Source organism: Pseudomonas sp. (assembly GCF_030698175.1).
Lineage (GTDB): Bacteria > Pseudomonadota > Gammaproteobacteria > Pseudomonadales > Pseudomonadaceae > Aquipseudomonas.
Genome location: NZ_JAUYNT010000009.1, coordinates 65951 through 89281, shown reverse-complemented (window position 1 = coordinate 89281; position 23331 = coordinate 65951). Strand labels below are relative to the sequence as shown.

The window sequence follows — 23331 nt, the reverse complement described above, 5'->3', positions numbered from 1 at the left end:
TTATGGGCGCTCCTTGAGCGGCACAAACTTGAGGTCCTCAGGGCCGACATAGTTGGCGCTCGGGCGGATGATCTTGCCGTCGATGCGCTGTTCGATGACGTGGGATGACCAGCCCGAGGTGCGGGCGATCACGAACAGCGGCGTGAACATGGCGGTCGGCACGCCCATCATGTGATAGCTGACGGCGCTGAACCAATCGAGGTTGGGGAACATTTTCTTAATGTCTGCCATCACCGATTCCAGTCGCTCGGCAATGTCGAACATCTTGCTGTTGGCCTGCTCGGCGGAGAGCTCGCGGGCCACTTCCTTGATGACTTTATTGCGCGGGTCGGCAACGGTGTAGACCGGATGACCGAAGCCGATCACCACTTCCTTCTTCTCGACCCGGGCACGGATATCGGCCTCAGCCTCATCCGGATTGTCGTAACGCTTCTGGATCTCGAAGGCCACCTCATTGGCACCGCCATGTTTGGGGCCACGCAACGCACCGATGCCACCACAGATGGCGGAATACATATCGGAACCGGTACCGGCCACCACGCGCGCAGCAAAGGTCGAGGCGTTGAACTCATGCTCGGCGTACAGAATCAGTGAAACGTGCATGGCGCGCACCCAGCTGTCACTCGGCGCCTCACCATGCAGCAGGTGCAGAAAGTGCCCACCGATAGTGTCGTCGTCGGTTTCCACCTCGATACGCTTGCCGTTGTGGCTAAAGTGGTACCAATACAGCAGCATTGAGCCCTGGCACGCCATCAGCTTGTCGGCGATGTCACGGGCGCCCGGGTGATTGTGATCGTCTTTCTCCGGGGCCAGGCAGCCCAGCACAGAAACGCCGGTACGCATCACATCCATCGGATGTGCCGAGGGTGGCAGTTGCTCCAACGCGGCTTTCAAAGCAGCCGGCAGACCACGCAGCGCCTTCAACTTGGTTTTGTAAGCAGCCAGTTCCGCCACGTTCGGCAATTTGCCGTGGACCAGCAGGTGGGCGATTTCCTCGAACTCGCAGCTAGTGGCGACATCGAGAATGTCATAGCCACGGTAGTGCAGATCATTGCCGGTGCGGCCAACGGTACACAGGGCCGTGTTGCCGGCAGTCGTGCCGCTCAGGGCAACTGATTTCTTGGGCTTGAAGCCCGACGCGGTGGTCTCTTGAATTGCGCTCATCGCGGGTATCTCCTGGTCAAATCCGGTTAGGTGTTTCTTGTTGTATGCAGGCTGCCTCGTTGGGCAGCCGGCTAGCCGGTTACTTCTTGGCGGCGAACAACGCGTCGAGGCTCTGCTCGAAGGCGTGGTAATTAATGCGCTCGTACAGTTCCATGCGGGTTTGCATGGTATCGATCACATTCTTCTGGGTGCCGTCGCGACGAATCGCGGTGTAGACGTTTTCCGCCGCCTTGTTCATGGCGCGGAACGCCGACAATGGATAGAGCACCAGGGACACATCGGCGGCGCGCAGTTCTTCGGTGGTGTACAGAGGCGTCGCGCCAAACTCGGTGATATTGGCCAGAATCGGCGCTTTCACCTTGGCGGCAAACAGCTTGTACATATCCAGCTCGGTGATCGCCTCAGGGAAGATCATGTCGGCGCCGGCTTCAATACAGGCCGCCGCACGATCCAGGGCCGACTGCAAGCCTTCCACCGCCAGCGCATCGGTGCGCGCCATAATCACAAAGCTGTCGTCAGTGCGGGCATCGACGGCGGCCTTGATGCGGTCGACCATTTCCTGCAGGGAGACGATTTCTTTATTCGGACGATGGCCGCAGCGCTTGGCGCCGACTTGGTCTTCGATATGAATGGCCGCGGCGCCGAACTTGATCATCGACTTAACGGTGCGCGCGACGTTAAACGCCGAGGAGCCAAAGCCGGTATCCACATCCACCAGCAACGGCAGATCGCAGACATCGGTAATCCGTCGCACGTCGGTGAGCACATCGTCCAGCCCAGTGATACCTAAGTCCGGTAAGCCCAAAGAGCCGGCTGCCACGCCACCGCCCGACAGGTAAATCGCCTTAAAACCGGCGCGCTGGGCCAGCAAGGCATGGTTGGCGTTAATCGCGCCGACCACCTGCAACGGCCGCTCATTGGCGACCGCATCACGAAAGCGTTGGCCGGGGGTACTTTTGACTGAACTCATGACTCAGCTCCTGGTTTGGTGGGCTTGATGGCCGCACCTTGGCTGGCGTTAGCGCCTTTATAGTGGCGTTCGATATTGCGCTTGGAAGCACCGATGTGACGGCGCATCAGCAGCTCGGCCAGCTCACCGTCACGGTCAGCAATGGCATCGAGAATTCGGTGGTGTTCGGTGAAAGCTTGACGCGGACGATTGGGCACCACTGAGAACTGAATGCGGTACATGCGCACCAGTTGGTATAGCTCGCCGCAGAGCATTTGCGCCAAGGTGCGATTGCCGCTGCCCTGGATGATGCGATAGTGGAAATCGAAGTCGCCTTCTTGCTGGTAATAACCAACACCGGCCTGAAACGCCGCGTCTTGCTCGTGGGTCTCGAGCACCCGCCGCAATTCGGCGATCTCGGCGACACTCATGCGCTCGGCGGCCAAGCGACACGCCATACCTTCGAGGGACTCGCGAATCTCATACAGCTCAATCAGCTCGGCATGGCTTAACGACACCACCCGCGCCCCCACATGGGGCACCCGCACCAACAAGCGCTGGCCTTCTAGCCGGTGAATCGCCTCGCGCAACGGGCCCCGGCTAATGCCATACACCCGCGCCAGTTCTGGCTCAGAAATCTTACTGCCGGGGGCGATCTCACCTTTGACTATAGCCGCCTGAATCAGCCGAAACACCTGCTCAGCGAGGGTTTCCGCATCATCTTGCAGGCTGCCTGTTACGTCGCTAATCACTTGCATAGTGTCGACACCAAATCACTTAACTGAGCAAAAATTAGCCTTTAAGCGCTTATACGTCAACAAAAAACAACATATTGTCGACAGTAACGTTTTCATGGGAACCCTTAACAACTCATGCAAAACCATTGAAATCACCTCTAAGTGCCTGTCACCGCTGAAAAAGCCCATGTTAGAATGCAACCCTTTGGTGTTTCAGCTACCAAACCGGCTACGGCGCTTAAGCTGCTAGAATCAAGCGCTTGCCCCACCTACAGCTTTCGCAAACATGCGCCCTAAGCTGCCTAATTTTTACCGTTATTGGACTTATGACTCTCAAGCTCCCAACCATTTTGCTTAGCCTGTTGGCATTACCGGGTTTTAGCCTCGCCGCAGACAAACCCATTTTTGGCTTGAATGAGTACGCCCAACTGGTCGGTCTTGATCTTGAAGTCGCCGCCAAGCTGGATACCGGCGCCAAAACCGCATCCCTCAGCGCCCGCGACATAAAACGCTTTAAGCGTAACGGCGAAACCTGGGTGCGCTTTTATCTAGCCATTGATGCGGCCCACGCTCACCCGATCGAGCGGCCGCTGGCACGCATTAGCAAAATCAAACGCCGGGCTGGCGATATTGATCTTGAAGAAGGCAAAACCTACACCCCTCGCCCGGTGATCGAACTGGCCATTTGCATGGGCAAAACCCTGGGCAAGATTGAGGTCAACTTGACCGACCGCAGCGCCTTTCAGTATCCATTGCTGATTGGCTCTGAAGCCCTGAAACACTTCGACGCCCTGATTGACCCCAACTTAAAATACGCAGCAGGTAAACCTGCCTGTGCCACTGCCGCTCTCGCTGCCGAGTAATTCACATGCGCTCTCTTAACCTGCATTTGAAAGTCCTTATCACCCTGTTGGTGGCGCTGGGCATTCTAGTTACGGCCTATCAGATTTTTATTCTCGGCATTCCGGTCACCACCGACGAAACCGATTACCTGTGGAACGTCGACGCCAAAGTCGAATTTCAAGCCAACCCGCGCGATCCGGTGAAGGTGCAGATGTTCGTGCCGCCCCTGAACCAAGACTACGTCAGCCTTAACGAGAGCTTTATTTCCAATAACTACGGCGTCGGCATCAACCGTACCGACGGCAACCGCAAGGTCACCTGGTCGGCCCGTCGCGTCAGCGGCAACCAAACCTTGTATTACCGCCTGGTGCTGACCAAGCGCTACAGCGGTGAAAAACCCAAGGCCAAGGGGCCGATTTTCCGTGAAAGCATTGCCGTCGAAGGCGCCGAGAAAGTCGCCGCCGAAGCGCTGCTGGCACCGATCCGCCAGCACTCAGCCGACGTCGAAACCTTCATCACCGAAACCATTCAACGGGTTAATAACAAGAGTGACGACAACGTAAAATTACTCTTTGCCGGCAATGAATCGATCGGCAACAAAGCCCGCATCATCGAACTGCTGCTGTCGATTGCCCACGTACCCATGGAGCGGGTGCACACTATTCGCTTGGTGGCCGATCAGCCGCAAAATCCAGAGCTGTGGTTGCGCAGCTTCAATGGCAAGGACTGGCTGTACTTCAGCCCAGAAACCGGCGAGCAAGGCTTGCCGAGCGACCGGATGATCTGGTGGACCGGCGATGAAAGCCTGATCAACGTTGAAGGCGGCAAAAAACCAAAAGTGACCTTCAGCCTCAGCAACAGCGAGATGAATGCCATCCAGCTAGCCAAACGCACCGACGCCAATACCGACGTCAACTTCCTCGAATACTCGCTCTACGGCTTGCCGCTGCAAACCCAGCAGACTTACCAGATTCTTATCGTGTTGCCACTCGGCGTGCTGGTGATTTTGATTCTGCGTAACCTCGGCGGCCTGCAAACCCTCGGCACCTTTACCCCGGTACTGATTGCCTTGGCGTTTCGCGAAACCCAGCTGGGTTTTGGCATCATGCTGTTTACCTTAATCACCGCCCTGGGCCTGTCCTTGCGCTCCTACCTTGAGCATCTAAAGCTGCAAATGCTCCCCAGACTCTCGGTGGTGCTGACCTTTGTGGTGATACTGATTGCCGTCATCAGCCTGTTCAGCCACAAACTTGGCCTGGAACGCGGCCTGTCGGTATCGCTGTTCCCGATGGTGATCCTGACCATGACCATCGAACGCCTGTCGATCACCTGGGAAGAGCGCGGTGGCGGCCATGCCTTCAAAGTCGCCCTCGGTACCTTGGTTGCAGCGACACTGGCTTACCTGCTGATGAGTATTCCGGAGGTGATCTACTTTATGTTCACCTTCCCGGCGGTGCTGTTGATCATGGTCGGCTTCATGTTGGCAATGGGACGCTATCGCGGCTATCGCCTGACCGAGCTGTTTCGCTTCAAAGCCTTTTTGAAGGATTGAGCCATGATCGGCCTCTGGAAACGTTGGAAAGCCCTCGAAGCCCGCGGCATCATGGGCATCAACAGGCGTAACGCCGACTACGTGCTTAAGTACAACAAACGCAGCCTGTATCCGATTGTGGATGACAAAATCATCACCAAGATGCGGGCGATCGAAGCCGGCATTCACGTGCCGGAAATGTACGGAATTATCTCGACCGAGAAAGAGATCGATAACCTCGGCAAGATCATCGAAGGGCATCGTGACTTTGTGATCAAGCCGGCTCAGGGCGCCGGCGGTGATGGCATTCTGGTGATTGCCGACCGCTTTGAAGGCCGCTATCGCACGGTTTCGGGCAAGCTGATCAGCCATGAAGAGATCGAACATCAAATCTCCAGCATCCTTACCGGTCTGTATTCACTCGGTGGTCATCGCGACCGCGCACTGATCGAATACCGCGTCACCCCTGACCAAATCTTCAAAAGCATCAGCTACGAAGGCGTACCCGACATCCGCATTATTGTGCTGATGGGCTACCCGATCATGGCCATGTTGCGCCTGCCAACGCGCCAATCCGGCGGCAAAGCCAATCTGCACCAAGGCGCTATTGGTGTTGGCGTTGACCTGGCCACTGGCCTGACATTGCGCGGCACCTGGTTGAATAACATCATCAGCAAACACCCCGACACCACCAACGCAGTGGATGGTGTGCAGCTACCGGGCTGGGATGGCTTTATGCAGCTGGCCGCCGGCTGCCATGAGCTGTGCGGTCTTGGCTATATTGGCGTGGACATGGTGCTGGACCAAGACAAAGGCCCGATGATCCTCGAACTCAACGCCCGCCCCGGCCTGAACATTCAGATCGCCAACGACTGCGGCCTGACCCTGCGCGCGCATGCAGTGGAAGCCCGGCTGGCCGAACTGGAAAAACAAGGCCTCAAGGAAACCCCGCAAGAGCGTGTGCGCTTTGCTCAAGAGTTATTTGGGCATGTACAACCGGCCAGCATCTAGTCGTTGATAGACTTTAATCTTGGCTGTGTCCCAGTTACGTGTTGCAGGCAGGTCGTAGGATGCGGTTGAGCGCAGCGATACCCATCACCGCGTGCGAAGCGTTGCACGTACTCCATGAATTCAGGCTGGCTGCTGCGTGCGGGGATGGCTGGACTGATTACCGCTGGATGAGCTATGGGTATCGCTAAGCTCAACCCATCCTACAAAAAGCTGCTACCGGTTCAACACGTAACTGGGACATAGCCTTTAATTTGGCCGTATCTGCGTTAGCGGTTGCAACGCCAACTGTAGGAGCGCTGCGGCTCGGCTCACCCCATAACGAACACATAACCTTAATTTTCGCGCCGAATGGTCGCCCTGACTGCGGGTTTGCCCACCAAGCGCGCAACGCCAGTGCCAGTGCCAGTGGCGATGAAACGCTTCAACGGCGAATTCTGCCGCAGACCGCAGCGCCTAAATGAACCTATGCTCCTCATCTCCCAGCAAGCCACTGAGCCCACCCAATTTGGCGCGCGTATCGGCGCGGGCATGCAATTTATTGCGGGCGGCCTCGGGCAAATCAGTGTAGCGAATGACCCCGCGATTCACCAGCACATCGACCAAGTCTTCCAGCACCCGCACCATTTCAAGGTCCGAGTTTTTTAACTTCGACAGCCGCTCATGCACGTCCTCGCGCATGGCTAACCAGGCATGCAACTCTTCATCTTCGACCGCCAAGGCTTCTGTCATATCCGCAAAGGGCGCGCGCTCCACCCGCAGCAAACGCCCATCAATATCACGTTGCACATAGACCATGCTGCCTCCTGCAATCTTCCATAAAAAAGCCCGCCACCCCACAAGGTTAGCGGGCTAACTGCCTTAGTGCCGTTTAGGCGGCGTCCACCTTCAGTGCATTGTCATTGAGCAATCCGTTGATTATGGTCGCCGCATCGTTGCTGGCGTAATAAGCGCCACTGGACAGATCCACGCCATCCAACACTATCTGCTGCACCACAGCGCCACCAGCCGTTTCACTGACATCAATGGTGGTACTGGCGGTAAACGTGAAGCTCAGATAGTCATCCAACTCATTGCCATCGGGAGTGCCAGAGAGACCGCTCAGCAACTGCGACAGATCCAACGCATCGGAATTACCGCCCGCCACTCCGGGAGTCTCAATAAAGAAGTCGGTCACGTGATCAACGTCGATATTTGCATCGGCATCCGCAGAGTTCCACACGAAGGTGTCTTTTCCCGCACCGCCTGTCAGCGTGTCATCGCCCAGCCCGCCAATCAGCAGATCATCACCACCGAAACCGAGCAAGCTGTCGTTGCCACTGCCACCCAGCAACACTTCATTGGCGGCAGTGCCGCTGAGGGTGAAGCCGGTGGCCTCGGCGCCAGTGCCCTCGATAGTGACGCTGAAGCTGGTGGTGGCGATCGGGTCGCCGTCGCCGTCCGTCGCGTTCAGGTCGAAGCTCAGGACGGCGTCATCCGGGAAGATCTCCTCGGTCACGGTGATCGACAGCAGGCGGTAATCGTCGCCGCTAGCCGCCCCCAGGCGCAGCTCATCGAAGCCACTGGCCAGGATGGCGGCCTCCGACCCAAAGGTGTAGCTCATGGTGGAACCCGCAATCGGATCCAGGATGTCGAACTCCGTATTGTCGCCCTCGCCGGTGCCGGCCGGCGGAACCCAGGTGCCCGAGGCGATTAGCACGCCTGCGTTAAACACCGCCCAGGTCAGGATATCGCTGGTGCTGAGTTTGTTCAGGGTAAAGCCGGTGTTGATCACATCGGAGTTAAAGGCCACCTTCATCAACTCGCCGCCGTTGATCAGATTATTGTCGATGCCCATACCGTTGCTGGACGAGTTGACGCCGCCTGTACCGGGACTGGTAGCCAGCTCGGTGAAGGTGGCGGTGATGCCGTTGATCGCCAGTGCCAGGCTGGTCACCGGCCCGCCTGGGGTCAGGCCGAGCAGGGATTTGGTGGTTTCAACCGTCGGGCTGGGGGTAACCAGCTCGAAGTCGTAGCTGGCATCGGGGTTCATTGTCAGGATAAAGAAGATGTCACCGGTGGAGTCGACCGTTGCGGTGAGCACAGACGAGCCGTCCAGATTATCCACAGTGCTGTAGCTGATGTACTCATTAGGCTCGATGCCTGACAGATGGAAGGCACCGAAACCATCGGCACCGAAATCGATGTCGCTGAGACCGTGGAGCGTGCGTGCAGGGTCATCCAAACTGGCAAAGTTGCCCATGATGCCGTCCTGAATTGCATTCAGCACCGGGCCGTCGTCGCGGAACACGATCGAACCGCTCAGGTCCAGGCTGACGTCATCGACGTCACCGTCGCGGTCGGTAATGGTCGCGGTCAAACTCAGGCTGCCGGCATCCGGGCTAATGGGTTCGTTCGGGTCCAGGCTTGGGTGTTCAATCGCCCGCACCTGGTCCAGGGTCACGGTGCTGCCGAGCACGCTGAGGCTAAAGGCCACGGCGCCAAACTCGCCACCGACCCGGCCTTCGACGCCAGTCGCGGTGTTGTACAGCAGGATGTCGCTGCCGGTGGCGGTGTCATCCAGGCCACTGTCGGTGCCATCGCTGGTACTGACGCTGTAAACCGTACTGCCAGCAGCGTCCGCGCCATAGCTGCCACTGAAGGCACCCGACACATCGACGCTGTCGTTGGTGGCGAGGACGGTTTCATCCACTTCCAGGCCAACATCGGCTTCTTCCACCAGGCTGATCGAGGGGCCGTCGTCGCGGAACACGATCGAACCGCTCAGGTCCAGGCTGACGTCATCGACGTCACCGTCGCGGTCGGTAATGGTCGCGGTCAAACTCAGGCTGCCGGCATCCGGGCTAATGGGTTCGTTTGGATCCAGGCTTGGGTGTTCAATCGCCCGCACTTGATCCAGGCTCACGCTGCTGCCGAGCACGCTGAGGCTAAAGGCCACGGCGCCAAACTCGCCGCCGACCCGGCCTTCGACGCCGGTCGCGGTGTTGTACAGCAGGATGTCGCTGCCGGTGGCGGTGTCATTCAGGCCACTGTCAGTGCCATCGCTGGTACTGACGCTGTAAACCGTGCTGCCAGCAGCGTCCGCGCCGTAGCTGCCGCTGAAGGCACCCGACACATCGACGCTGTTGTTGGTGGCGAGGACGGTTTCATCCACTTCCAGATTGATATTTGTTTCTTGCACAGGACTGATCGTCGGGCTGTCATCATCGACGTTGATCAGCAGGCTGCTGTCGGCATGGTCGCCATCGCCGTCGGTCACCCGGTAGTTCAGGGTGAGGCTAAGATTATTCTCGTCATCCCCCACCGAATGCGCGATCGACGTGTTCTGGACCACTGCATAGGCGCCCGTGGCGGTGTTCAGCGTCACGGTCAGCACCGTCACACCCAACTGTTTGATCAGCAGATCATCGCCCGACGTCTCGTAAGTGAAGCCCTCCGGTGCGCCGGTGGTCAGCCATACCACCGAGCCCGCGCTGTCGGCACCGAAACTGTGCCCGAGGGTGCCACTGGCATTGACCCCATCAGCGTCGTCACCAATACCGCCAGGGTTACCGGCTACCAGCGCATCGTCGTCCAATTGCACCAGCACATTCTCAAATCCTGTCGGACCATCATCATTAATCAAAATCGTCAAAGGCGCTGCCGGTGAAATATCGCCATCGGTATCCACAACCCGTACGGCAAAGGTTTCGGCGACCTGATCGTCCGCCCCGGTGGCGTCGGGATTACTGTGGTCGACAGTGTTGACCGTGATGCTGTAGACCCAATTGCCTGCGGTATCGAAGGTCAGGGTGCCGTATTGCCCCGCAACGGTTGCGCCAGCGGTGATGTCAATCCAGTCACCCGCAATATTTTGCACTTGCAGCTGCGCTTGCACGGCGGAAATGCCGTCTGGAGAAGTAATAATCAATTGGCCTGAGGTCGTCTCGGCAGGGCTCGATGGGTTGCTGCCAGTCGCCAGTGCCTCCTCATCAACCAGTCCAGGGCCGACCACGACTTGACCTTCGGAATCGTGATAAATGACTTCTATGACAGGCGTGAAGTCCGGCGCTATAACTGCGGCAAGCAGAGGGGCGCCGGCAGGTTCAGCGTCCGGAAACTCCGGCGCAGAGCTAATAGGGCCAGTGGGATAGCCGATGGTTGGGTCGACCACCTCGCCGGTTTCACCCAGCAGCACGAAGGAGTGCCCGCCGCCGGCACCGCCCGCGCCACCCGCACCGCCAGCACCGGGGCCGGCTGCGGTGGCTTCACCGAGTTGGGTCGGGTCTACGCCAGCCTCGATGGCCGCCTGCAGTTGTTGCACATCGGTCAGTGCTTGCTGACTGGGGGCGGCAGTAGCTGCTTGGGCAGCGGTATCAGAGGGGCCGCCGTGGGCCTCGACGAGGATCTGGGAGTCGAGCAGCTGACTGCTGCCACGCCCCAACGTTAACTCGCCACCGCCCGTGAGGGTAATGGCAATAGACCCTTCAGCGCCTGTTACCACCTGTTCACCGGCATATACGCGATCACCTACGGCCAAGGGCCGGCGCGCTCCATCGCTCGCGACTGCGAATGCTTCGCCTACTACTTGTCTGACGACACCGATTAACGTAGCCATGAGCCCATCCTCCGCACTACAACTGCCGACCCGCGTCGACACATCGCTTAAAAGGTCAATGCACTTTTAAAGCGCCGTAGGCATGCGAAGAACAAAACTGACCGAGATGGAACAACGCGGCAGCATCCAAATATCCGGCGACAAAAAAATATCGCTCAAGCCACATCGTACTACTCCACCAGATACATCCCCGCCCTTTGCGCGCACAGCGTGCACAACCACCAAATCTGGCCACGCAACAGAACTAACGCCCAATAACGTGGCGACTAGAGAAAACAATGTGCTGGTTTTCACAGACTGCATAAGAATTTTTCTTCATATCCCTTGGTTCAAAATTTTCTTAGCCCGGTCAAAAAATGTTCTTAGCTGTGTAGTTACAGGCTTGCATCAGTTACGCGGGCAAGATCGTCATTAGTTTGACGAATGAAAGACACCCGCACACTAGGAGAACCCCCATGCGCCGTTTGAACCCTCTCTGGAGTTGCACTCTGCTGGCCATCAGTTGCTCGCAAGTACAGGCCATGACGCTGAGCGATGCGATCCAAAGCACAGTCGAGACTCATCCACAAATCCAGGCCAGCCAGAACGCCAGGCTGTCAGCCAATGAAGAGGTCAAGGTTGCTAAAGGCGGCTATCTACCCAGCGTTGATGTGCTGGCAGGTTACGGCCGGCAAAATTCCGACAGCCCTACCACTCGCGGATTAACGGGCCATAACACTGAAACCAACACCTATGGCACCTCCGAACTGCGCTTACGGCAGATGCTATTTGATGGCTTTAATACCCCTAACGAAGTCGCTCGTACCGAGGCCGTGGTCAATTCCCGCGCCTACTACACCCTGGGCACTGCCGAGGCCTTGGCTTTACGCACTGTTGAGGTTTACCTCGACGTGCTCAAGCGCCGCGAGATGGTGACCCTGGCCACCAACAACCTGCAGGCGCACTTGCGCATGAACGACCAAATATCGCTGCGCAGTGAAACCGGGGTGGGGCGTACCGCCGACTCGGATCAAGCTGAAGCCCGCTTGGCGTTGGCGCAAAACAACCTCTACACCGAGCAAGTCAACTTGGCCGATGCCGAGGCTAACTTTCTGAGTGTGACCGGCCGTAAGGCTGACGACCTGGTCTCGCCTGCCAGCGCCAAAAGCTCAATGCCGGCCGACATCGCCGGCGCCCGGCAAGCCGTAACCAGCAATAACCCACTGCTCAAATCGGCCCAAGCCGACATCCAGGCCGCCGAAAAACAATACGAATCGGCCAAAGCTCCGTTTTATCCACGCTTCGATGCGGAGCTCAGCACCAATGCGGACAACGACATTCAAGGCGAGCAGGGCCATGTGAATGGCTGGAAAGCTGGGATCGCAATGAACTACAACCTATTTAACGGCATGCGTGACAAAGCGCGCTTGCAGTCGTCCGCCTACAAAATCAATGAGGCCATGGACATCCGTAACAACGCCTTGCGCGAGCTCAACGAAAACCTCGCCCTGGCCTGGAACGCGATGGAGAACGCCCGCCTGCAAACGCCCAAAGCACGCGATTATGCCGACTACTCGGCGCGCGTACGTGAGGCTTATCAGCAGCAATTTACCCTCGGCCAACGCACCCTTCTCGATCTGCTCGACAGTGAAAACGAGCTGTTCACCGCTAACCGTCGTTACACCGAGGTGCGCTACACCGAAGAGTTTTCAATGTACCGGGTGATCGCCGCCACCGGTGACTTGCTGCGCCAGCAAAATATTGCGCTGCCGGCAGAGGCGGTAGCCATGAGCGACGTAAACAATCAGGCGGCTCTACCCGACATGAAGTAAGTCCAAGGAGCAGTAGCCCTTGACGACCATGGAACGCGCAGGCCCAGCGGGTGACCCACGGCTTAGCCACGATGACCCGCTACTCGATGGATTGTTGATTCTGTGCAAACTGCACGACTGCCCCGCCAGCCGTGCCAGCTTAACCGCCGGCCTGCCCCTGCCCGAGCAGCGCTTGACGGCCGAGTTACTGCCCCGCGCCGCCGCTCGCGCCGGTCTGCAAGGGCGACTATTAAGGCGTGACCTAAGCGCCATCTCGCCACTCAATCTGCCGGTTTTACTGCTGCTAAAAAACGGCCGTAGCGCGGTGTTGCGCAAATGGGGGGCAAAACAACAGGCGCTGTTACTACCGAGTGAAACCGACGGCGGCGAGCAATGGGTCAGCCTTGAGCAATTGACCGTCGAATACAGCGGTCAGGCCTTGTTTGCCCGCCCTCGGCATGAACTGGATGAAGCCCGCAGGCCGTTAATACCCAGGGTTGAGTCCTGGTTTCGTGACACCCTCAGGTTGTCACGCGGGTTGTATGGCGATGCACTGTTGGCCAGCTTGCTGGTCAATTTACTCGGCCTTATGGTGCCGCTGTTCGTGATGCAAACCTATGACCGTGTCGTGCCCAACCAAGCCTTATCAACCCTTTGGGTGCTGGTCATCGGCCTGTTTGTCGGTACCGCCTTTGAGCTGCTGCTGCGGGTGCTGCGCGCGCATTTGCTCGACACTGCCGGCAAAAAAACCGACGTATTGCTCTCCGCCACCTTGTTTGAGCGCATCACGGGGATGGCGATGACTGCCCGGCCGGCGACGGTCGGCGGTTTTGCCCAAAGCATTCATGACTTTCAGGGCCTGCGTGAGTTTTTGACCGCCGTCACCCTGACCAGCCTGATCGACCTGCCCTTTACCGTGCTGATGCTCTTGGTCATCGGCATGCTCGGCGGCCCACTGGTGATTATTCCGCTACTGGCATTTCCCATTACCGCAGTGTTTGCACTGATCATTCAGTCGCGCCTGCGCGATACCGTGCAACGCAGCCTGACCCTTGGCGCCGAACGTCAGGCGCTGCTGATCGAAACCCTCGGCGGGCTAGAAACCCTCAAGGCCTGCAGCGCCGAAAGCGAGCGACAACACAAGTGGGAAACCACCCATGGCGCACTGACACGCCTGGATACTCACGCGCGTTTTCTCTCGGCACTGGCCATGAATGGCACGCTGTTTTTACAACAGTTTGCCGGCATGGCCACCATAGTGGCCGGGGTTTACAGCATCACGGCAGGCGATCTGAGTGTTGGCGCCTTGGTCGCCTGTTACATGCTCGGCAGTCGGGTGCTCGCCCCCCTTGGGCAGATCGCTGGATTGATTACCCGCTACCAACAAGCCCGGCTCACGATGAAAAGCACCGACGCCTTGATGACCCTGCCGCAAGAGCGCCAAGCCAAGCAGCGGCCACTGGAGCGCACCCACCTGAAAGGCGCGCTGGACGTCCGCCAAGTGAGCTTTCGCTACCCCGCGCAAAGCACACCAGCCCTGGCCACGGTTAATTTTCACATGAGCGCTGGCGAGCACATCGGCATCATCGGCCGCAGCGGCTCGGGCAAGAGCACACTGGCGCGGCTGATCATGGGTTTCTACGCCCCCGAAAAAGGCCAACTGCTGCTTGACGGACTGGACCTGCGCCAGCTCGACGTCGCCGACCTTCGTCACCAAATCGGCTACGTCGCCCATGATCTGCCGCTGTTGGCCGGCAGTTTGCGCGACAACCTGACCCTCGGCGCCCGCTATGCGAGTGACGAGCGCATGCTCGAAGTCGCCGAGATGACTGGCGTCAGCGAACTTGCCCGGCAACATCCGCAGGGCTACGACCGCCCGGTTGGCGAGCGCGGCCAACTGCTTTCCGGTGGCCAGCGCCAATGCGTACTGATGGCCCGCGCCCTGCTGCTTGATCCACCCATCCTGCTGTTCGACGAACCCACCAGCGCGATGGACAACACCACCGAAGAAATACTGCGTAGCCGTCTGCACAACTGGGCGCACAACAAGACCTTGCTGCTGATTACCCACCGCACCTCCATGCTCAGTTTGGTCGACCGCCTGATAGTGCTGGATAACGGCCATATTGTTGCCGACGGTCCGAAAGAGGCCGTAATCGATGCCTTGCGCAAGGGCCGTGTCGGCCCGGCCGCAACTTAGGACGACGATGATGGAACTGGGCCAATCCATGCGTAGCTACTTCAGCAAGCTCGGACAAAACCAGCCCGACACCGAGTTTATGCCCGAAGTTGACGGCAGCCTGCTTGAAGACTCGCCAAAACTGACCCGCATCACCGTCTGGCTGACCTGCCTGTTACTGATCGCGGCATTAGTCTGGGCCAAATTTGCGGTGCTTGAAGAAGTCACCATGGGCGAAGGCAAAGCCATTCCCTCCAGCAAAATCCAGGTCATTCAAAACCTTGAAGGCGGCATAGTGGCGGAAATATTCGTCCGCGAGGGTCAGTTGGTAGACAAGGGGGATGTGCTGTTGCGTCTCGACGACACGCTGTTTATCTCTAACCGCGGTGAAAGCGACGCTGATCGCATGGCCTTAACCGCACGCCTGGTGCGCCTGCAGGCCGAAGCCGAAGGCAAACCGTTAGAGATGCCAGCCGAGATCAGCAGCAAGGCGCCACAGTTGGTCGAAGACGAACTGGCTCTCTACAACTCCCGACAGAATCGCCTGCGCAGCGAGCAGCGCACCCTCAACGAGCAACTTCGGCAAAAAACCCAAGAGCTGGCGGAGTTCAGCTCTAAACAGCAGCAATACCGTTCCAGCCTCGGGCTTATTCAGCAAGAGCTGAACATGTCGCAACCGCTGGTCAGTAGCGGCGCCATCTCCGAAGTCGAAATCTTGCGGTTGCGCCGTAGTGCCGTGGAAATGCGCGGCGAAATGAACGCCACCACCCTGGCCATCCCACGCGCCCAAGCCGGCGTCAGCGAGATTAAAAGCAAAATGGAAGAATCCGAGTTGGTCTTTCGCTCGGACGCCTTTAAAGAACTCAACGAGGTGCGCACCGAGCTGCAGAAAATCACCGCCACCAGTGTGGCGATTGAAGACCGCGTCAGCCGCACCACGGTGCAATCGCCGGTGCATGGCATCATCAAGCAACTCAAGGTAAATACCATCGGCGGCGTGGTGCAACCCGGCAGCGATCTGCTGGAAATAGTCCCGCTGGAAAACAACCTGCTGATCGAGGCCAAGGTACGCCCCCAGGATGTGGCTTTTCTACGCCCAGGGCAGAAAGCCATGGTCAAGTTCAGCGCCTATGACTACACCATTTACGGTGGCCTCAAGGCGCAACTGGAGCTGATCAGCGCCGACACCATCACCGACGAAGAAGGCAACAGCTTCTACCTGATCCAGGTGCGTACCGACCAAAATCACCTGGGCAGCAACGAACGCCCACTACTGATCATCCCCGGCATGATCGCCACGGTCGACATCATTACCGGCGAAAAAAGCGTGCTCGACTACCTGCTCAAACCGGTGCTCAAAGCCCGCACCGAAGCCCTGCGCGAGCGCTAACAACAGCATTATTCAGCCCCATGATTACGCGCAAAGGTGTCTGCGCCCATGGCCGCAATCTGCCCTTCGATCAAGGCCTCAAACGGTTTGAGGAGTTGCTCAAACTGCTGCGGCGCCTCGAGGGTATTCAGCGCCGTGACTATTGCCTCCAACGTCGACAGGGCGCCGGCCATCGGTGCTTTGCGCAGCCGATAACGCGAGGTCAGCCCCTCTGGCAAAGCCACCCGCGGCAAGGCCGCCAGCAGCGGATTGAGGTAGAGCAATTTGCGCGCCTTGCGCCAAGTACCATCCGGCACCACCAGCAACAGCGGTCGCGGGTCAGTTGCGCCGGCAATCGCAGTCAACGGCTGGGCGCCCTCCCCCGGAAACAGCAACCAAGCTTGGTAGGCGGGGTCGTTAAGCAGCTCAGGCAACTCGGGAAACTGCTCCGCAATTAGTAACTCGGCATTGCACAGACCCAGCGCTGCCAAGCGTGCGGTATTGAGGGCATGCCTGGCTTCGTCCGGGTGCTGCAAAATCAGTACCCGCGTGCGGCTGGCTAGTTGTGGAATCAAGCCACATAGGCAATGGTTTTGCGGGCGCTGGCAGCGTTCGCAACGCGAACGCCGTGTCACCGTCAACGCCAGGTTGTTAGCCGCAGGATCAGGCTTCAACTTTGCGCCTATAGGGAAACACGTCGATGACCTTACCGGCGCGAATGGCAGTCTGCAGCCCCTGCCAAAACTCGACCGTGAACAGGTCGCCGTGCAACTGGTTAAACAGCCGGCACTGACGAATATCGGCAAACAAAAACGGCGGAAACTCCTCGGGAAATACATCCAGCGGGCCGACCGAATACCACGGCTCGGCCGACATCTCGTCTTCCGGGTAACGGGCCTCGGGGATCTTGCGAAAGTTCACCTCGGTCAAATAGCTGATCTCGTCGTAGTCGTAAAACACCACCCGCCCGTGACGGGTAACGCCAAAGTTCTTCAGCAGCATGTCGCCGGGAAAAATATTCGCCGCCGCCAGTTGCTTGATCGCCAAGCCGTACTCTTCCAGCGAGTCGCGCACCTGGGCCTCGTTGGCGTGCTCCAGATAGATATTCAGCGGCGTCATCCGCCGCTCGGTCCAGCAGTGACGCACCAACACCACATCGCCTTCGACCTGCACGGTGGCGGCTGCCACTTCCAGCAATTCGGCCAGGCACTCGGGGTCGAACTTGCTCAACGGAAAGCGGAAATCGGCAAACTCCTGGGTATCGGCCATGCGCCCGACGCGGTCGACGCTTTTCACCATCCGGTACTTTTCAATCACGGTGGCGCGATCGACGTTTTTCGACGGAGCGAAGCGGTCTTTGATGATCTTGAATACAGTGTTAAAACCCGGCAGCGTAAACACGCTCATGACCATGCCGCGCACGCCCGGCGCCATGATGAACTTGTCATCGACATTGGCCAGGTGATTGATCAGCGAGCGGTAAAACTCAGATTTTCCGTGCTTATAAAAACCAATCGAGGTGTACAACTCGGCGACGTGTTTGCCCGGCATGATACGGCGCAAAAAGCCGATAAACTCGGCCGGGTAGCCGACCCGCACCATGAAGTACGAACGGGTGAAAGAGAAGATGATCGACACCTCCGCCTCGTCGGTAATCAGCGCATCGATCTGAATCCCCTGGCCCTCACGGTGCAACAGCGGGATCACCAACGGCCATTGCTCATCACGGGTAAAAATCCGCCCGACCAGATAGGCACCCTTGTTGCGGTACAGCCGCGAGGCATACAGTTCGATGCACAGCTCAGGGTCTTTGCGAACCCAATCCGGCAGGCTCTCACACAATTGTTTATGCAGGCGCGTCAGGTCGCGCTCAAGGTCCTCATAGGGGACTTCGAAGCGGTAGTCTTCAAACATCTTCCGCAGGGTTTGATCGAGCTCACCGTGCGGGTGATAGACCCGAGTTTGCGGCGCCCGCTCGTTAACCCGCAAGGCCGGCCGGGTGGTGTGAATAAACATGCAGCCGTCGCTGATCTGCTCGTGATTGAACAGCTCACAGAAAATCGAGTTAAACCAGGTTTCGGCCAGCTCATCATCGAAGCGCAGGTCGATCAGCGCGATATAAGCGCTTTTGACCAGCGGCCACTGCGCCACGTCAAACAACACATCGTCGCTGTACGCACGACGCAAGCCAAAGCCAACCTCAGTGGCTTTTTCTTCATAAAGGTTGATCCGTTCAGCCGCGGCCTGCTGGATTTCCTGCCACTGCGCCTGCTCAAAACGCACCCGCGCGCCATTGGTAATCTGGCGAAAATGCTCACGGTAATCGTCAAAGCCATCGAGGATATGCTTGGCGATAGCGCCGGCGGGCCAATGCTGTGGCATGAGAAAACCTCATAAGCGAAGAAAAGAGTGCCGAGCTTAGCTACAGCCGGCGCTCAGGAAAAGCCTAAGCGTCTAACAAGGGGCTCTGCGCAGAAGAAATAGGGCCAAACATGGCGCAAATATCACCGCCAGGTTTTTACCGTATGGCCCAATTCAATAGACGCTCTGCACTTGCATTGCCCACAGGTGCGCGGCCACCAGTGCGCGCCAGGGGGCGAACTCGGCCAGCCAGCGTTGCGCCTGTGCTTCGCTGATTTGCTCGGGGCTGTCGAGCAGCCGTTGGATGCCACGGCGCACCGCGACGTCGCCGTGTAGTGAGCCATCCAGCCAGCCGAAACCGCGCAGTAAGCTGTAGTTGACTGTCCAGGGGCCAATGCCGCGTACGGCCAGTAGGCGCTCGCGAATGAGTTCGATGGGCGAATTCTGCAGCCAGCTATCCAGCGGCAGTTGATCCGCAACAATCGAGCCGCTGAGGGTCAGCAAGGTCTGGCTTTTAGTGGCCGAGAAGCCGGCCTGGCGCAAGGTCTCTAGGCTCAGTGCGGCAACCTGCGGCGCCGTCGGGTAGCAGAGCAAGCCGCCGGAATGGCGAATGCCTGCGGCACTAATCAGTTTGCGCCGTAGCGAAACCGCCACGGCGACGCTGATTTGCTGGCCGGTAATGGCCCAGGTCAGCGCCTCGAAGGGGCTGGCCGCCACCGGCACCCGCAAGCCCGCTTGCCGGGCTAGCAGCTCGCCGAGTTGCGGATGGTCTGCGTATTGCTGCTCGAAGGTCGCCACATCCTGAGAGAGGCCAAGCATGCGCCGCAGCATGGCCTCGAACTGCGCTGGGCACGCGGCAGAAACTTCACCGTCGACGGCCAGTACGGCAATCGCCTGCTCGGCCTGAAACTCGATGTTTAGGCAGGCCGGCAGACCGTTCCACAGCAGACCTTTACGCAAGCCGTTGGCGCTGACGGACTCGGCAACTTCTTGAGTATCGCGGCGATGGAAAGCCAGAATGTCGTCTGACCGAAACCCGGCTGGTAGCGCCACTGAGCTGACCAGCTGACTGCTCATTGCAGCCTCAGTCGGGCGCCGCAACCGATGCTATCAATGGCGCTCATGCCTGGGCTTCCCGCTCGAGCAAGGCCCGCTTGCGTTCGATGCCCCAGCGATAACCGGACAGCCCGCCATCGTTGCGCACCACCCGGTGACAAGGGATGGCGACCGCCAAGGCATTGGCCGCGCACGCCTGGGCCACGGCGCGGGCCGACTTGGGTGCGCCGATCAATTGCGCCAGGCCCGAATAGCTGACAGTGGAACCCACTGGAATCTCGCGCAAGGCCTGCCAGACTCGCTGTTGAAACAGCGTGCCGCGCACATCCAGCGGCAGACTCAGGCCAAGCTGCGGCGCCTCGACAAAGCCCACCACGGTGGCCACCCGCTGCTCATAATCCTGCTCGCCACCGATCAACTCGGCACTGGGGAAACGCCGTTGCAGATCATTGAGCAACTCATCCGGCCCATCGCCCATAAGGATGGCGCACACACCGCGTTCGCTGCTGGCGACCAGAATCGCACCTAGCGAGCATTGGCCCACGGCAAAGCGAATCTGCGTGTTGGCGCCACCGGCCCGGTAGCGCTTGGGTGTCATGCCCAGCACCTCGCTGGCCTGCGCGTAGAAGCGACTATTAGCCTGGTAGCCCGCCGCATAAATCGCCTCGGTAACGCTGCCAGCAGTACCCAGTTGCTCGCGGACTTTACGGGCCCGCTGGGCCGTGGCGTAGGCTTTGGGCGTGACCCCGGTCAGCGCCTTGAACAGGCGTTGCAGGTGGTAGCTGCTCATGTTCGCGCGTTGCGCCAGCTCGGCCAGGCTGGACGCGGTTTCGGCGCTGTCGATCTGCCGGCACAGTTCGGCAATCAGCGCCCCATGGCGCTCGGCCAGCGGCGGCTGCTCGGGTTTACAGCGTTTACAGGCGCGAAACCCGGCCTGCTCAGCTTGCTCAGTCGTTGAATAAAAACTGACATTTTGCGCCTTGGCCGTACGGGAGCCGCACGACGGCCGGCAGTAAACCCCGGTGCTGCTGACCGCATACACGAACTGCCCATCCGCGCTGCCATCGCGCGCCACCACAGCCGCCCAACGTGGATCGGCGCTGGTCTGGCTGGCGCGCAGTTCAGTTGATTCAGACATCTGCTCGCCCCTATGGCCGCTTGATTAGCGCGCAGTTTAAGCCGTGCCACAGCGGCAAACACTCCGTTACTTGCGGTTGAATTTGGCGCTGTTGGGATGGCGGTCTAGCTTTCCACCACCCGATAACAGGGCACATAGGCCGCGCCGCCGGGCATTTTCATCCGGTGCTGAGCGACAAAGGCTTGCAGCAACTGATCCAGCGGTTGCATCACCGCCGCCTCACCATGGATTTCATAACAGCCGTGCTCCTCGATCAGGCGGATGCCCTTGTCCTTCACATTGCCGGCGACTATCCCGGAAAAGGCCCGGCGCAGATTGGCCGCCAGTTCGTGGGCCGGCAAGTCACGGCTCAGCTGCAGGGCCGCCATGTTGGCGTGGGTCGGGTCGAAGGGACGCTGAAAGCTCTCGTCAATTTTCAGCAGCCAGTTGAAATGAAACGCGTCGTTGCGCTCGCGGCGAAAATGCTTAACCGTCTGCAAGCCCTCGGCCATGTGCCGGGCCACCTGCGCCGGATCATTGATGATGATTTGGTAAAAGCCCTGGGCGGCCTCCCCCAGAGTTGCCCCCACAAAGGTGTGCAACTGCTGCAAGTAGCCCGTGGCGCTCTTGGGCCCGGTCAGCACCACTGGGAAAGGCACGTCCTGGTTATCCGGGTGCATAAGGATACCGAGCAGATAGAGGAACTCCTCGGCAGTACCGGCGCCACCCGGGAAGATCACGATGCCGTGACCAACCCGCACAAACGCCTCCAGGCGTTTCTCGATATCCGGCAGAATCACCAGTTCGTTGACGATCGGGTTTGGCGCCTCGGCCGCGATGATCCCAGGCTCGGTCAACCCCAGGTAACGCCCGCCACTGAGACGTTGCTTGGCATGACCGATGGTGGCGCCTTTCATTGGCCCCTTCATCACTCCCGGCCCGCAACCGGTGCAAATATCCAGTTTGCGCAGGCCCAGTTCGTGGCCAACTTTCTTGGTGTACTTGTACTCCTCGGTGCTGATCGAATGGCCGCCCCAGCACACCACAATTTTTGGCTCGACGCCGGCACGCAGGGTGCGGGCGTTGCGCAGCAGATGGAAGACGTAGTCGGTGATGCCCTGAGAGCTGTGTAAATCGATGCGATGGCTTTCCAGTTCGTTCTCGGTGTAGACGATGTCACGCAGGGCGCTGAACAGCATCTCGCGGGTGCTAGCAAGCATCTCGCCATCGACAAAGGCATCCGCCGGGGCATTGCACAGCTCCAGGCGCACGCCGCGATCCTGCTGGTGAATGCGCACCTCGAAGCTCTGATAAGCATCCAGAATGGTCTTGGCATTGTCGCTGTGCGAGCCGGTATTGAGGATTGCCAGCGCGCACTGGCGAAACAGGCTGTAGATACCGTCCGAGCCGGCTTCGCTGAGCTGTTGCACTTCGCGATGGGAGAGGGTTTCCAGGCTGCCCTTGGGGCTAACTTGGGCGTTGATGACATGTCTTAGGGGCATATTCGGTTCCAGGCAGCGATCTCAGCCAGCCAGCAAGGCCGGCGGATCAGAAAAAAGGCGACGATTAATTACGATGGTAGTTGTCATCCGGTCAGGCCAGCTTACGCCAGTTGCCGAGCGTGCAAAAACCCACCGATAAACTCGATAAAGGCCTGCACCTTGCGAGTAGCGCGTCTGTGGCTGGGGTACAGCGCGAGAATTTGCGGGCCAAAAGCATCGGGTTCAAGCTGGTAGTCAGGTAATAGCTGCACCAGTTGGCCGCTGGCCAGCAGCGGCTGCACGCTCCACAGCGGGCAGTCCATCAAGCCTTGCCCAGCCAGGCAGGCGGCCAGCAGTACATCGTGGTTATCGCTGCTGAGCCGACCTTGCGGAGTCAGGCTAAAACGCTCTGCCCCGCGGCTCAAGCGCCAGCGATGATCGAGCGCCGCATGCTGGTACAGCAAGGCGTGGTGTTCGAGTAATTGCGCCGGCGTCGTTGGCGTACCACAGCGGGCCAGATAGGCAGGGCTGGCGCAGAGCACGCTGCGATTGGCGGCCAAGGGTTTAACGATCATCCCCGGCAAGTCGCTGCGGCCCTCGCGCAGGGCCAGATCAAAACCGCCCTCGACCAACTCCACATAGCTGTCGCTCAGGCTGACGTGCAGTTTCAGTAACGGGTGCTCGGCGATAAAGGCCGCGCAGGCCTCATTCAAAAATGCCGGGCCAAAAGCCAGCGGTGCGGTCAGGCGCAGGGCGCCAGACAAACTGTGCTGCAACTGGCCAATTTCTTCACCGGCCTCGCGCAGACTTTCGAGCACTTGCCGGGCGGTTTCCAGGTAGAGCCCACCCGCTTCGGTCAGCGCCAAGCGCCGGGTTGAGCGCTCAAACAAGCGGGTGCCCAGCTCGGCTTCCAGATGCCCCACGGCCTTGGTCAGCGCCGACGGGGTCTTGCCCAGTTGCTCGGCGGCGCGGCTGAAGCTGCCGTGCTCGGCGGTGGCGACAAACATGCTGAGGGCGCTGAGTTTGTCCATTTGTTCCTCTTGGGCATCACGAAAGCAGTTATGGCCGCAGGCTGAGTACAGCCCAGGCACAGGATATATCGCCCGTGAGGTTAAATCCCAGACGGCTGCAGCTTGCAGTTTTTCCTGG

The 23331-nt window shown here is 59.0% G+C and carries 17 protein-coding genes; 6 read left to right on the top strand and 11 right to left on the bottom strand.

All coding sequences use genetic code 11. The annotated features are described in order from the left end of the window. The 3 genes from prpC to Q8R10_RS04430 all read right to left on the bottom strand — a co-directional run bounded on the left by prpC (window position 1) and on the right by Q8R10_RS04430 (window position 2871). A complete protein-coding gene (gene prpC, locus Q8R10_RS04440; RefSeq protein ID WP_305651387.1) occupies window positions 1-1164 on the bottom strand; it encodes a 2-methylcitrate synthase in 1164 nt (387 codons plus the stop codon). Window positions 1165-1243: 79 nt separating this feature from the next. After that, the gene (prpB, locus tag Q8R10_RS04435; RefSeq protein WP_305651385.1) at window positions 1244-2134 is read right to left on the bottom strand and encodes a methylisocitrate lyase; all 891 of its coding nucleotides are present in this window, start codon (window positions 2132-2134) and stop codon (window positions 1244-1246) included. Continuing rightward, window positions 2131-2871, bottom strand: a complete 741-nt coding sequence (locus Q8R10_RS04430) for a GntR family transcriptional regulator (RefSeq protein WP_305651384.1) — start codon at window positions 2869-2871, stop codon at window positions 2131-2133. The genes prpB and Q8R10_RS04430 overlap by 4 nt, the downstream gene beginning before the upstream one ends. A 305-nt stretch (window positions 2872-3176) precedes the next feature. Here Q8R10_RS04430 and Q8R10_RS04425 point away from each other — a divergent pair, with 305 nt between their 5' ends. Genes Q8R10_RS04425 through Q8R10_RS04415 form a run of 3 tightly spaced genes read left to right on the top strand, consistent with a single transcriptional unit; the run spans window position 3177 to window position 6235 of the window. Beyond that, window positions 3177-3713 carry an ATP-dependent zinc protease gene (locus Q8R10_RS04425; RefSeq protein WP_305651383.1) on the top strand — a complete coding sequence of 179 codons (537 nt, stop codon included), beginning with the start codon at window positions 3177-3179 and terminating at the stop codon, window positions 3711-3713. Between the two features lie 5 nt (window positions 3714-3718). After that, window positions 3719-5245: an inactive transglutaminase family protein gene (locus tag Q8R10_RS04420; protein WP_305651381.1), complete on the top strand. Its 1527-nt coding sequence runs from the start codon at window positions 3719-3721 to the stop codon at window positions 5243-5245. A gap of 6 nt (window positions 5246-5251) precedes the next feature. Further along, window positions 5252-6235 carry an alpha-L-glutamate ligase-like protein gene (locus tag Q8R10_RS04415; protein ID WP_305651402.1) on the top strand — a complete coding sequence of 328 codons (984 nt, stop codon included), beginning with the start codon at window positions 5252-5254 and terminating at the stop codon, window positions 6233-6235. A gap of 453 nt (window positions 6236-6688) precedes the next feature. Here the strand turns inward: Q8R10_RS04415 and Q8R10_RS04410 are convergent, their stop codons facing one another. Together Q8R10_RS04410 and Q8R10_RS04405 are read right to left on the bottom strand one after the other, a co-directional pair. Continuing rightward, window positions 6689-7030: a tryptophan synthase subunit beta gene (locus Q8R10_RS04410; RefSeq protein WP_305651379.1), complete on the bottom strand. Its 342-nt coding sequence runs from the start codon at window positions 7028-7030 to the stop codon at window positions 6689-6691. Between the two features lie 73 nt (window positions 7031-7103). After that, a complete protein-coding gene (locus Q8R10_RS04405) occupies window positions 7104-10829 on the bottom strand; it encodes a retention module-containing protein (protein WP_305651377.1) in 3726 nt (1241 codons plus the stop codon). 455 nt (window positions 10830-11284) lie between these two features. Between Q8R10_RS04405 and Q8R10_RS04400 the strand changes: the two genes are divergently transcribed. From Q8R10_RS04400 to Q8R10_RS04390, 3 genes are read left to right on the top strand one after another with little or no spacing between them, the layout of a single operon-like run. Continuing rightward, complete coding sequence (locus tag Q8R10_RS04400; protein ID WP_305651375.1) at window positions 11285-12640, top strand: TolC family outer membrane protein; 1356 nt, start codon at window positions 11285-11287, stop codon at window positions 12638-12640. 28 nt (window positions 12641-12668) lie between these two features. Beyond that, complete coding sequence (locus Q8R10_RS04395; RefSeq protein ID WP_305651400.1) at window positions 12669-14819, top strand: type I secretion system permease/ATPase; 2151 nt, start codon at window positions 12669-12671, stop codon at window positions 14817-14819. A gap of 10 nt (window positions 14820-14829) precedes the next feature. Further along, window positions 14830-16188, top strand: a complete 1359-nt coding sequence (locus Q8R10_RS04390; RefSeq protein ID WP_305651373.1) for an HlyD family type I secretion periplasmic adaptor subunit — start codon at window positions 14830-14832, stop codon at window positions 16186-16188. A gap of 8 nt (window positions 16189-16196) precedes the next feature. On the opposite strand, the gene Q8R10_RS04385 is transcribed toward Q8R10_RS04390, so the two are convergent. The 6 genes from Q8R10_RS04385 to Q8R10_RS04360 all read right to left on the bottom strand — a co-directional run bounded on the left by Q8R10_RS04385 (window position 16197) and on the right by Q8R10_RS04360 (window position 23213). Beyond that, on the bottom strand, window positions 16197-16841 hold the full coding sequence (locus Q8R10_RS04385) for a tRNA-uridine aminocarboxypropyltransferase (RefSeq protein ID WP_371133289.1): 645 nt from the start codon (window positions 16839-16841) through the stop codon (window positions 16197-16199). Next, window positions 16831-18549, bottom strand: a complete 1719-nt coding sequence (gene aceK / locus Q8R10_RS04380; RefSeq protein WP_305651371.1) for a bifunctional isocitrate dehydrogenase kinase/phosphatase — start codon at window positions 18547-18549, stop codon at window positions 16831-16833. Before aceK ends, Q8R10_RS04385 begins: the two co-directional genes overlap by 11 nt. Before the next feature lie 153 nt (window positions 18550-18702). Continuing rightward, window positions 18703-19605 carry a DNA-3-methyladenine glycosylase gene (locus Q8R10_RS04375; RefSeq protein WP_305651369.1) on the bottom strand — a complete coding sequence of 301 codons (903 nt, stop codon included), beginning with the start codon at window positions 19603-19605 and terminating at the stop codon, window positions 18703-18705. 43 nt (window positions 19606-19648) lie between these two features. Further along, window positions 19649-20722, bottom strand: coding sequence for a bifunctional DNA-binding transcriptional regulator/O6-methylguanine-DNA methyltransferase Ada (ada, locus tag Q8R10_RS04370; protein WP_305651368.1), 1074 nt, complete (start codon window positions 20720-20722; stop codon window positions 19649-19651). A 104-nt stretch (window positions 20723-20826) separates the two neighbouring features. Then, a complete protein-coding gene (gene ppnN, locus Q8R10_RS04365) occupies window positions 20827-22203 on the bottom strand; it encodes a nucleotide 5'-monophosphate nucleosidase PpnN (RefSeq protein WP_305651366.1) in 1377 nt (458 codons plus the stop codon). Window positions 22204-22304: 101 nt separating this feature from the next. Next, a complete protein-coding gene (locus Q8R10_RS04360) occupies window positions 22305-23213 on the bottom strand; it encodes a LysR family transcriptional regulator (protein WP_305651364.1) in 909 nt (302 codons plus the stop codon). Window positions 23214-23331: the final 118 nt, after the last annotated feature.